Consider the following 10,375-nt stretch of genomic DNA (forward strand, 5'->3'; position numbering starts at 1 on the left):
GAGCTTATTATTGACTAGAGTCATGCTCCCTACAGCTGTGAGTTCGCACCCCTATCTTAACAAAAGTTAACAGCAGCTGCCACGTTTGCGCGGCTACATCAGGACACCGCCGAACAAGGCTGGAATAGGCAGCGTTTTATGGGAGAGCTGGGTACACAACCCTCGGAGGGATCTGCATCTAGCGTGGATCAGTTGTATGCGACTCCGTATATAGTATTGGGTGATGCGGGATCCCCACCCAAAATAGGGGCTTTGCCCCTCGACAGAGGTCGAGCAGATGTTCTAGCCTTGGCTTCTAGGGTGGCCCAAGAGCGCTCTTCAAGATAGGTGTGCCGGGGTGTTGTCAGCGATGGCCAACCGGGATCCTAAGGCTGAGAGTGTGCCGCATCGCTAGCCTAAGCCCTGTTGAGCGGGTTTAATCTAGGCAGCTTTTGATTTGCCCCAGGCTGTTGGTTAGTACTTAGGAAGCTGACCCCATAGCAACCAGAACAAGGCGCGATGCCGGGAGTTGAGATGAGAATGACGCGTTGTAATGTAGTATCGCCTGTGCGCTCCCTCTGCCGCTGTGCAGCTCAGGTGGGCGGCGTAGCCGGGATCCTGATCGGAACAGCTTGGGGGGGCTTGGCTGTAACTCCCGTTTGGGCTCAGGAGAGTGCTCTACTGGCTCAGGCTGCGGCAGGCCCCATGAGCCGGCAAGAGGTGGCGGAACGGCTGAATCTGGTGCCTGTTTTTGCCATCGTGTCTCAGAACGGCACCCCCGTTGTCGCCAATGTGGAGCGGGATGGCCGCACCATCCAAGTGGTTTCCTTCTGGCTGGATCAGGCCCAGGCCCAACAAATGTTGGAGCAGGTGAAAGCCAGCAACCCCGAGATAGCCAGTCAAGCCCGGGTGGTGCCTCTCTCGCTGGGGTATGCCTACGAAAAATCGGAAGAGGAGCGCGCCAAGAATAGTGACCTGTATTTTGAGGTGGTGCCTCGGGCTTCTGATGTGGAAGCAGCCAAGCAGGTGCTGAAGGAAACCGGACAAGATGTGCCCCCGGAGGCAATCGGCGTGCCTCTGTTCTATGGCCGCTCCGGAGAGGGGCTGCTGACCATCGAGCAGGATGGCCATGAGGTGGTGCCCTTCTTCTTCGACCGCAACGATTTGCGGAGGGCCTTGGATCGGGCGGCAGCGCAGAACCCGGATGTAGTTGGAAAGACCCAGATTGAAGTGACCTCGCTGGCCATTGTGGTGGAGCGCATGTTGGCTCCCGACGCACAGGCCGATGTGCAGAAGATCGCTTTTATCCCCTCTCGCTCGGCGCTGGAGTATATCCAATCCCTGGCCCGGCCTGCCAATCCTTCTGCAAGTCCCCAGCCTCAGCGTTAACCTAAGCCCCTGATGGGATCCCCGTCTGCTCTGGTGAAGCGGTTAACAGAGTGGCGTGCCCAAGCCCTGAGGGCGGCAAAAGCGGCTGGGATCCCTGCCGAGGAAGTGGAGATTTTGCTCAGGGAACGGCTGGGGTGGGGGCCATTGGAGCGGTTGATGGGTCGCGCTCCGGCTGGGGAGGGGGATCCCCTGGAGGAGGTGCAGGCCCTTTGGCGGCAAAGGGTGGAAGAGCGCATCCCCCTACAGTACCTGTTGGGCAAAGTTGAGTGGGCGGGCTTGAGCTTGCGGGTGACGCCGGCGGTGCTGATCCCACGCCCGGAGACCGAGCTGCTGGTGGAGCAGGCTTCCCTTTGGCTACAGGCCAATCCTCTGCCGCCGGGATCCTGTTTTGCCGACCTGGGTACAGGCAGCGGGGCGATTGCCATTGCGTTGGCCCATCAGCACCCCCAGTTGCGGCTTCTGGCCGTGGATTCTAGCCCAGAGGCCTTGGCTATTGCAGCAGACAATGTGGCAGCCCACCATCTGCAGGAGCGGGTGAACTTGCTGCTGGGATCCTGGTTTGTGCCTTTGGATCCCTGGCGGGGGCAGCTGCGCGGCCTGGTTTCCAACCCTCCCTACATTCCCTCTGCCGAGCTGGCCTCGCTCATGCCAGAGGTGCGACTGCACGAGCCACGACAGGCTCTGGATGGCGGAGAAGATGGCCTAGCCCACTTGCGACTGTTGATTCAAGCAGCACCGGATTACCTGGCCCCGAACTCCTTTTGGGCGGTGGAAGTGATGCGAGGCCAAGCCCCTTGGGTGGCGGAGCAGTTGCAAGCTAGAGGCTGCTATCGGCAGATCCAAGTTCACCGAGATCTGGCCGGGGTTGAACGGGTGGTCAGCGCCCACTTCGTCGGATAGAAAAGGGTAGGATCCCATAAGATGGGGTATCGCCGGAGCCGGAACTGTCCAAAACTTAAAGCTCCGAGCCCAGAGATCTGAGCACGGATGGGATCCCCTGTCCTTCGCCAGGAGCACTTCTTGAGGGAGCCTTCGCCTACAGCCAAACCCGACCCACCCTTACAGCAGGCCGCCCCTGCCGACGGGCAAGGGGCCGTGGATTGGCAGTTTGCTTTTGAACGCTCTGAGGTGATGCGAGCCTTTCAACAAGAGTTGCTCGTCAGCATCGGCCATGAGCTGCGCAATCCCCTCAGCAGCCAGATGGGATCCCTGCAGTTGGTGTTGTCGGATCTATGTGACTCTCCCGAAGAGGAGCGGGAATACCTGCAAAGTGCCAAAGAGGCGGTAGAGCGCCTGATCAAGCTGCTTGAGGAATACACCCGCCTGGCTCGCCATGACCTGCCCATCCAACCTCTGCGACCGGAACCGACCCGACTACGCCCCCTCCTGCAGGATGTGTACAGCCTAACTCGCCTACAGGCCCAGGATCAGGGCATTCGCTACGAATGGCCGGCCCTACAACCCACCTCGGCCTTTGAGGTGCCCCTTCTCCCCGACAGCCTCACCGTTTGGGCGGATCCCCACGGCTTGGTGCAGGCGCTGCTGGGAGTGTGTCGCTGGGGCATCCGCACCCTACGCTACGGTTCGATGGCTTTGCACCCCTATCCCACCGCAGAAGAAGAGGGGCGACTGTGCCTGGGGTGGAACCTTGAGGGGCGATGCCATGTGCCCATTCAAACAGAGGGCTGTGCCGTCTGGCGGGTAAGCGAGCGGCTCCTGAGAGAAATGGGAGGCCAGCTGGAACTCTGCGAAAGCGGCCCCTACCGAGTTGGCATCAAGGTGACCCTGCGCCTCGCCCATTGAACCCCAGGCCAGAGGGACTTGGGCCTATCGGCTTCTCAAAGCTGGCCAGTTGGCATCTGCCCTCTTGATCAAGCCGGGGATGTCGCGCTCCCAGTTACGCTGTACCCGCCGGTTGGCGTTCAGGTACAGCTTGTCATCGACGATTTTCCAGGCAAAGGGATCCACCGGGTAAAGGTAGTTGTGGGCCACGGCCCAGGCACAAAACCCGCCGTACTGGGGGGCAAAGCGCTCTGGGTCGTTGCGAAACCGCTCCCGATTCTCGGCGCTGGCAAACCTCCAGGTTACCCCTCCCCACTCCCATTCATACGCTGGGGATCCCTTGACCGGCTTGCCGTCGATGAAATAGGCCACCGGGTCATAGCCCCGCAGGGCCAGGCCATCCGTTGCAAAAAAGGGGCCCGGGGATCCCTCCTCGACAGCCCCAACGACCTGTCCTTGGGCTGGGCGAGACAGGAGCCAAGCTGGGTGAGAAGCAACAGCCCCAACCATCAGCAGCAGCGAGAGCAAAACCCAACGATTTTTGACCATCACGACCTCCCCAATCCTCAATCGAGATAAAAATCTCCTCCACTTCCAGAAAAGCACTGCGCCCTTCCTCTCAGATTCAAAAAGAGACCTGAGAAGACCCTGGCTTCTGCGGACTGGGAACAGTCTGGCCGCAGCGGGGAAATTTGCCTGTGATTTGGATCGGGGAGATCCAATCTAAAAAAAGCTCAACCTTCTCGGCGCAGGGCCAATTCGGCCCGATCCAGTTGCATTAGCACCCGCTCCACCTTTTCGGGGTTGAGAGGTCGACTGGAAGTGCGGTACTGGGAGGCCAGCGTGTTAAACACCGTGCGCAAAGTGGTAAAAGACTGCAGCTTGTCGTAGCGATGGCCGTGGTAGCGCCCAGAAAACTCCTGGATGGCTTGCATGGCTTCCGCTCGCGCCTCTTCCGGGTTCATCAGGGGATCCCCTTCTGAAAGGACGGTGCGTAGGGTTTGGATCAGGGTCATGCTGTCTTCGTAATACTTGCCGGTGAGACGGGCAGCCTGAGCAACTGAGCTCGCTGAGCCCAGCAAAAGGGCTACAGACAGGAGCAGGCTGACAAGACGCAGAAAAAAAGTTTTGAGCATGGGGAACCTAATGTAACTTACTTTTAAGCATAAGCCACAGCAACACCAGAGGAGTCACCCAAAAGATGCTGTTCACCCCCTTCAGCGACTTTCTGCAGAAGCTGGGCCAGTACGGATCCCATTGGACAATGCTGGCCCTAATCTTGGGATTTGCCTGTGCTCACAGCGGACTGGCCTACTTGCGACCCTGGGGGGAAAGCCGGCTGGGATCCCGTCTGTACCGCATCTTCTTTGCTCTGGTGAGCCTCAGTTTGGCACCGCTGTTGCTCATCTATTTTTTCAACCACCGCTACGACGGGGTGATTCTCTGGGATCTCCAAGCCGTCCCGGGCATCCGCACCACCGTTGCTCTTTTGTCTGCCCTCTCTTTTTTCTTTTTGTATCCGGCCACCTTCAACTTGCTGGAGATCGCCGCCATTCGCAAGCCGGAGATCCACCTGTTTGAAACCGGGATCATCCGCATCACCCGTCATCCCCAAATGGTGGGCCAGGTGATCTGGTGTGTGGCCCATTCCCTGTGGATTGGCTCCAGCTTTATGGCGGTGACCTCGCTTGGGCTCATTGCCTACCACCTGTTTGCCGTTTGGCATGGGGATCACCGCCTGGAGCGGAAATACGGGCAGGCCTTCCGCGATCTCAAGGCGCGCACCTCCGTGATCCCCGGCTTGGCCATTCTGCAGAAGCGACAGCAACTGCGCCCCCAAGAGTTTTTTCGCTGGGCCTATCTGGGGGTATTCAGCTTTGTATTGATTCTTTATGCTTTCCATCCCCAAATGGTTTCTGCAGCCAGCCAAGTTGCCTGGTAGCATGATCCCAAAGAACTTCTTTAGTTTGGGAGTGATGGCCTTGCAAGTTGCTTTAGATGCTTTTAATCAAGAACTTTTGACAAGTGATGGGTTGGTTTTGGTGGATTTCGGCGCCCCTTGGTGTGGCCTGTGTCGCTTCATTCAGCCGATTACCGACCGTCTCGTAGCCGAGTGGGGAGGGGCGGTCAAAGTACTGCGGGTGAATGTAGACGACAATTTTTGGCTGCCGCGCCGCTATCGGGTGCGCTCTTTGCCAACCCTAATTTTGTTTGAGAAAGGTCAAGAAGTGCAAAGGCTGGAGCACTTCGCCAGCCGCGATGAGGTGCTTCGCCGCTGCGAGCAGTTGTTTCTTGACCACCTGCGCTACCTGGGTTCGGGAGCCTGCTCATCCTCGTTTGAGCCCCAAGCCCCGCCGCCCGGCGTGTAGAGGGTGATCACGTCGCCGGCTTTTAGGGAGCGGCTGATTTTGCCAGGCAAGGGATCCCCGTTGAGGAGGTTGATCCCCACCTGGCCTGGCCCACCCCCCTGTTCTCCTTGGGGGGCATAGTGGCGCCGGTCTGTGAGCAGGGAGAGGGTGCAATCTTGTAAAGTCTGGATGGATCGGATCAGTCCCCAGCCGCCCCGCTGTTGACCATGGCCGCCGGAATCCTGGCGGAGCTCGTAGCGCAGCACCCGCAGGGGATACTCCAGCTCCAGAGCCTCGATGGGGGTGTTGAGGGTATTGCTCATGCCCACATGCACTCCGTCCAAACCCGGTCGTTGCCGGCTGGCCCCCTGACCACCTCCCAGGGTTTCGTAGTAGGTGAAGTGGCGGTTGCCCAGCACACAGTTGTTCATGGTGCCCTGCCCCTGAGCGATGCTCCGCAATCCGGCCACGGGAGCCAGAGCTTTGAACACCACATCGGCAATGCGCTGCGAGGTTTCCACATTGCCCGCCACCACTGCTGCCGGAAACTGGGCATTCACCAAGCAGCCGGGCGGCGCCACGATCTCGATGGGATCCTCCAAGCCGACATTGCTGGGGGCCGTGGGATCCAACAGACAGCGCAGGGCAAACAACACCGCCGAGCGGGTGACGGCCAGGGGCGCGTTCAGGTTTCCCGCCATGGCCGGAGCAGTGCCGGTGAAGTCCACCCGCAGCTTCTCGCCCTCTACTTCCACCTGCACCCGAATCTCAAGGGGCGCGGGCGGATCCCCGTAGCCCTCCAACCAATCCTCAGCCGTGTAGATCCCATCGGGCAGAGCCTGAATTTGCGCCCGCATCCGCCGGCGGCTGTACTCGATGACCCCTGCGATCAACTGCCAAGCTTCCTCTTCTCCAAAGCGGGCCAGCAACTCCCGAAACCGGCTCATCCCCACTGCGCTGGCCCCCACCTGAGCCTGCAGATCCCCCCGCCGCTGCTCGGCATTGCGCACATTGGCCAGGATTAGGCGCAGCAGATCCTCCTGCCAGTACAACTCTCCTTCTAGAGAGAGCCCAGCCAGCCGTACCGGCGGGATCACCAGCCCCTCTTGCCAAAGTTCTGTGGAGTCGGCGGGCATGGAGCCAGGGCGCATCCCTCCAATATCAGCGTGATGAGCACGGTTCACAGCATAGGCGCAAATCCGGTCGGGATCCCTCCAGCCGGGAATGGCCGCGACCACCGTAACGTCCGGCAGATGGGATCCCCCCTGGTAGGGATCGTTGAGGAGAAACACATCTCCGGGTCGCGGGTTGGCTGCCACCACCGCTCGCACCGCCTGCGAAAGGGCGCCCAAATGCACCGGGATGTGGGCCGCCTGGGCAATACAGGCCCCTTGCGAGTCAAACAGAGCTGTGGAGCAATCCCGCCGCTCCTTGATGTTGGCCGAGTATGAACCGCGGATGAGGCGCGCCCCCATCTCTTCGGCAATCCCCGCCAGAGCGTTGGCCATGACCTGCAACCGGATGGGATTGGAGACAGGATAGTTGCTATCCATATCCCTCAAAGCCTACGCCCCAGCCAAACGGCCACCCTGCGGATCCCTTGCCAGAACTGCAAACGACGCTGCCAGCGGTCAAGGGTACGGCGATTCTCGCGCAGACGATCCCGCAGACGCAGCAACTCAGCGGGAGTGGGAGCCAAGGCCTGTTGAGCTGCTTCTCGCCAATCGGCCATGGCCTGCTCTGTGACCCCAAGAGCCGAGCGCAGCTTCAAAATGACAGGAATGAGAGCAACCAGGGCCAAAAACAGCAAGCCGTTGAGGCCGCAAACTGCCCAGACAGCCCATCCCGAACTCCAATTGGCATTCACAGAGAGCTCCGGGTAGGGATCCCGACAAGGCTCACTGCTGCTGCAGCATCAAGGGGCGCAACACCCGGCCATCCCCCACCACAACCACCGTTGACAGCACCTGCTCACCACGGCGGAAGGTAATCGGCACCGATTGGCCTACCGGGGTATTTTGGATGATCTGCTGCACATGTTGCACGGAGGTGACCCGCTGCCCATCCACTCCAATCAAAATATCGCCCTGGGCCAGACCGGCTCGTTGAGCAGGACCATCCTGGAGCAAGCCGACCACCTGCACCCCCTGAACTCGAAGTGCGGGGCCGAACAGACGACGGCTGATGGCGCTCTGGGCTTGCTCGCCGTTCACCGTTTCAATGGCAACTCCAATGAAGCCGTTGCCGACAGCATAGGAGGCAGGCGACCACTGAACCCCGAAGCTGTTGGCGTCGCTGCTGACCTGAACCGTGGAGCCGTGGTTGTTGTAAGCTTCACCCCCAACCGAGTCGCAGGGGTAGGCCACAACTGCATCTGCCAGCAAGAAGGAGATGGGCAGGGCTAGGGCAAGCTTGAACAGATGGGTTGGTTTCTGCATGGTTCGACCCTGGAAACGGTGAAGTAGAAATGAGCTTGAATCCGCGAAGCACTTGGGTGGATGCACCAGCCAGGTGTGGGCAGCTTGCACCGCCCCTCCCTCAGTGATAAACCCAAAATCGCCAACTGTCGATAGGCTTGGCCGTGCTTCTGGGCTGGATCCCAAGGTTTTGCCGGCCTTCCTGTAGCAATTCTTCAAGGTCTTGGGATCCCTGGCAGCACTGGGTTGGCTCGGCGGGGCTCACAAACCGGCAAAGCGATCGGTGGCTTCCAGGAGGGCGGTGCGGATTCCGGGCTCGGTGATGGAATGGCCAGCATCGGGGATCATCCGAAACTCTGCTTCTGGCCAAGCCTGATGCAGCTCCCAAGCAGAGATGGGCGGGCACACCACGTCGTAGCGCCCCTGGACGATCACCGCCGGCAGATGCCGCAGCCGTCCCACCCCCCTGAGGAGCTGATCCTCCGGATCCAAAAAACCGCCGTGGACAAAGTAATGGCACTCAATGCGGGCAAAGGCCTCGGCAAACTCTCCTCGACCAAAGCGCTCGATGAGCTCTGGGCTGGGGATCAACTTGCTGGTGCTGGCCTCCCAGACGGACCAGGCGCGAGCTGCCCTCAGCCGTACCTGGGGATCTGGGTCGTTGAGGCGGCGGTGGTAGGCTGCCAGCAGGTCATCCCGCTCTTCGGGAGGGATCGGCTCCAGGTAATGTTCCCAAGCGTCGGGGAAAAAGTAGCCGGCCCCCGACTGGTAAAACCAGCGGAGCTCAAAAGGGCGCAAGAGAAAAATGCCCCGCAAGACAAACCCTAGGCAGGATTGGGGGTGGGTTTGCCCATAGGCCAGGGCAAGGGCACTGCCCCAGCTGCCCCCGAACACAAACCAGCGATCAATGCCCAGATGCTGGCGCAACTTCTCGATATCCGCCACCAGATCCCAGGTGGTGTTCTCCCGCAGCTCGGCATAGGGGCGACTTTTCCCGCAGCCCCGCTGATCGAACAGCACCACCCGCCAGCGGCTGGGATCGAAATACTGCCGGTAGATGGGATCGATCCCACCTCCAGGCCCCCCGTGCAAAAACACCACCGGCTTGCCTGCCGGGTTGCCGCACTGCTCGTAGTACAGGGTGTGGAGGGAGGAAACCGCCAGAAAGCCTTGATCGTAGGGCTCGATGGGGGGATAGAGATCGCGCGACATAACTTGAAGCTCTGCTGGTCATCACTCTCAGGGTCTGCGCAGGGCAATGGTGGCCTTGGGCGGGATCCCTTCCTGAAAGGTCTCGCCATCGGCAGCCAGGATGACAAATTGCAGCTCCTGACCCGGCTGGGCGCCCAAATTGCTCCAGGGGATGGCCACCTCCAAACAGGCATCCACCACCGCCTTCACTTGATGGCCGATGGCGTGCCAGGTGTGGTACTCCCCTGCCTGCAAGAGCTGGGCTTGCACCTCCGCCGGATGCTGGCCGGTGCCGGGAGGCGGCAGTGACAACCGCAACAGGTGGCGGTAGTGGTAGTTGAGAGGGGCTTCTGCCGGCAATCCCTGCAGGGGAATGGGGCTGTTGACGGTGACGCGGTTGGGATAGAACCACAGCACCAGCAATTGCCTGGGCCGCTGCACCACCGAGTTAAAATCCAGCCGCAGGTAGAGGTTGAAGTGATCGAACCCGTACCAGAGGCGGCGAACGGCGCTGTTGCGGTGCATGGTGCCTCGGGCCGCTCCAATCTCCACCCGCCCCGCTTGGCTCCACTCCCGTTCTGCCGGACGACCGTTGATGGCCGGGTGGATAAACCCCTGCGGCAGACGATCCCCTAGGCCGTCATGATCCTCCAGGGGAAATTGCAGCACGGTCGGCACCGCCTCTCCCAAAGCAGTGTAGAGCGCCTGCAGGTGCTCCCGAAACAACTGGTCGAAAACGGCATCATGGGCGGAGGAGTGGCCTGCCCCAAACCACCAGAACCAATCGGATCCCTCGGCGGCCCAGAGGGCTTCCCAGGCTTGGGGATTGGCGCGGGGATGATCCTGAATCACCTGACGGGCCTGAGCCAAGAGCTCCCAAGCGCGGTTTTTGACGGGATCCCCAATCCAGGTGGTGAAGTCCGCCTCGATCCAGGAGCCGCTGTGCAGCTGCTCTGCCGGCAAAAACTCGGTGGGCGGAAACTGATCCAGAAACTCCGAAACGGTCACCAGCCGCAGGGAGGAGTGCTGGCTGAGGCGGGTGTAAAGGTTTTCCAAGAAGGGCCTGCCATCCTGGGGGTAGTACTCCCAGCAGTTTTCCCCATCCAGAGCGATGGTCACCAGCCAGGGCTGCTCCTGGGGCAGGCGGTTGCGGATGCTCTCCAGATGGCCGATGAGATCTTTGGCGGCAGCATCGGCGGGCATGGCGCTGTAGCTGAAGCCGATCAAATCCGAAAGGCGGTGATCCCGAAAGACGATGGCCAGATCCCC

Annotated in this window: 11 protein-coding genes and 1 pseudogene; 5 read left to right on the plus strand and 7 right to left on the minus strand. The window is 60.5% G+C overall.

Features of this window, described 5'->3' with window-relative positions; translation table 11 throughout:
* The first annotated feature begins 519 nt into the window (after positions 1 to 519).
* From NW815_RS08325 to NW815_RS08335, 3 genes are all read left to right on the plus strand, one after another.
* Positions 520 to 1,368, plus strand: a complete 849-nt coding sequence (locus NW815_RS08325; protein WP_414387907.1) for a Tic22 family protein — start codon at positions 520 to 522, stop codon at positions 1,366 to 1,368.
* A 12-nt stretch (positions 1,369 to 1,380) separates the two neighbouring features.
* Entirely contained in the window at positions 1,381 to 2,268 is an 888-nt protein-coding gene (gene prmC / locus NW815_RS08330; RefSeq protein WP_414415898.1) for a peptide chain release factor N(5)-glutamine methyltransferase, read from the plus strand.
* An 87-nt stretch (positions 2,269 to 2,355) separates the two neighbouring features.
* Positions 2,356 to 3,171 carry a sensor histidine kinase gene (locus NW815_RS08335; RefSeq protein ID WP_414390810.1) on the plus strand — a complete coding sequence of 272 codons (816 nt, stop codon included), beginning with the start codon at positions 2,356 to 2,358 and terminating at the stop codon, positions 3,169 to 3,171.
* 24 nt (positions 3,172 to 3,195) lie between these two features.
* On the opposite strand, the gene NW815_RS08340 is transcribed toward NW815_RS08335, so the two are convergent.
* Both NW815_RS08340 and psb27 read right to left on the minus strand, forming a co-directional pair.
* Positions 3,196 to 3,660, minus strand: coding sequence for a YHS domain-containing (seleno)protein (locus tag NW815_RS08340; protein WP_414390813.1), 465 nt, complete (start codon positions 3,658 to 3,660; stop codon positions 3,196 to 3,198).
* Positions 3,661 to 3,884: 224 nt separating this feature from the next.
* Entirely contained in the window at positions 3,885 to 4,286 is a 402-nt protein-coding gene (psb27, locus tag NW815_RS08345; RefSeq protein WP_414350230.1) for a photosystem II protein Psb27, read from the minus strand.
* Between the two features lie 65 nt (positions 4,287 to 4,351).
* Here psb27 and NW815_RS08350 point away from each other — a divergent pair, with 65 nt between their 5' ends.
* A complete protein-coding gene (locus NW815_RS08350) occupies positions 4,352 to 5,092 on the plus strand; it encodes an NnrU family protein (protein ID WP_414350228.1) in 741 nt (246 codons plus the stop codon).
* Between the two features lie 34 nt (positions 5,093 to 5,126).
* Positions 5,127 to 5,519 carry a thioredoxin family protein gene (locus tag NW815_RS08355; RefSeq protein ID WP_041437173.1) on the plus strand — a complete coding sequence of 131 codons (393 nt, stop codon included), beginning with the start codon at positions 5,127 to 5,129 and terminating at the stop codon, positions 5,517 to 5,519.
* Here NW815_RS08355 and NW815_RS08360 read toward each other — a convergent pair.
* From NW815_RS08360 to NW815_RS08380, 5 genes and pseudogenes are all read right to left on the minus strand, one after another.
* Entirely contained in the window at positions 5,456 to 7,051 is a 1,596-nt protein-coding gene (locus NW815_RS08360; RefSeq protein ID WP_414415899.1) for a hydantoinase B/oxoprolinase family protein, read from the minus strand. The genes NW815_RS08355 and NW815_RS08360 overlap by 64 nt on opposite strands.
* A 5-nt stretch (positions 7,052 to 7,056) precedes the next feature.
* Complete coding sequence (locus NW815_RS08365) at positions 7,057 to 7,365, minus strand: hypothetical protein (RefSeq protein ID WP_414390318.1); 309 nt, start codon at positions 7,363 to 7,365, stop codon at positions 7,057 to 7,059.
* A gap of 31 nt (positions 7,366 to 7,396) precedes the next feature.
* A complete protein-coding gene (locus NW815_RS08370; protein WP_414390315.1) occupies positions 7,397 to 7,936 on the minus strand; it encodes a PDZ domain-containing protein in 540 nt (179 codons plus the stop codon).
* 240 nt (positions 7,937 to 8,176) lie between these two features.
* The gene (gene pip / locus NW815_RS08375) at positions 8,177 to 9,127 is read right to left on the minus strand and encodes a prolyl aminopeptidase (RefSeq protein WP_414329348.1); all 951 of its coding nucleotides are present in this window, start codon (positions 9,125 to 9,127) and stop codon (positions 8,177 to 8,179) included.
* A gap of 27 nt (positions 9,128 to 9,154) precedes the next feature.
* Positions 9,155 to 10,375 (minus strand): annotated as a pseudogene (locus NW815_RS08380) (glycoside hydrolase); the annotation flags it as partial.

The sequence above is a fragment of the Synechococcus sp. R6-7 genome (assembly GCF_047461695.1).
Taxonomy (GTDB): Bacteria; Cyanobacteriota; Cyanobacteriia; order Thermostichales; family Thermostichaceae; genus Thermostichus.

Excerpts from the sequence above, each read along its gene's own strand:
- pip (WP_414329348.1), bottom strand. The coding sequence starts at position 9,127 with ATGTCGCGCGATCTCTATCCCCCCATCGAGCCCTACGATCAAGGCTTT.
- prmC (WP_414415898.1), top strand. The coding sequence starts at position 1,381 with ATGGGATCCCCGTCTGCTCTGGTGAAGCGGTTAACAGAGTGGCGTGCC.
- NW815_RS08350 (WP_414350228.1), top strand. The coding sequence starts at position 4,352 with ATGCTGTTCACCCCCTTCAGCGACTTTCTGCAGAAGCTGGGCCAGTAC.
- NW815_RS08355 (WP_041437173.1), top strand. The coding sequence starts at position 5,127 with ATGGCCTTGCAAGTTGCTTTAGATGCTTTTAATCAAGAACTTTTGACA.
- psb27 (WP_414350230.1), bottom strand. The coding sequence starts at position 4,286 with ATGCTCAAAACTTTTTTTCTGCGTCTTGTCAGCCTGCTCCTGTCTGTA.
- NW815_RS08360 (WP_414415899.1), bottom strand. The coding sequence starts at position 7,051 with ATGGATAGCAACTATCCTGTCTCCAATCCCATCCGGTTGCAGGTCATG.
- NW815_RS08340 (WP_414390813.1), bottom strand. The coding sequence starts at position 3,660 with ATGGTTGGGGCTGTTGCTTCTCACCCAGCTTGGCTCCTGTCTCGCCCA.
- NW815_RS08370 (WP_414390315.1), bottom strand. The coding sequence starts at position 7,936 with ATGCAGAAACCAACCCATCTGTTCAAGCTTGCCCTAGCCCTGCCCATC.
- NW815_RS08335 (WP_414390810.1), top strand. The coding sequence starts at position 2,356 with ATGGGATCCCCTGTCCTTCGCCAGGAGCACTTCTTGAGGGAGCCTTCG.
- NW815_RS08325 (WP_414387907.1), top strand. The coding sequence starts at position 520 with ATGACGCGTTGTAATGTAGTATCGCCTGTGCGCTCCCTCTGCCGCTGT.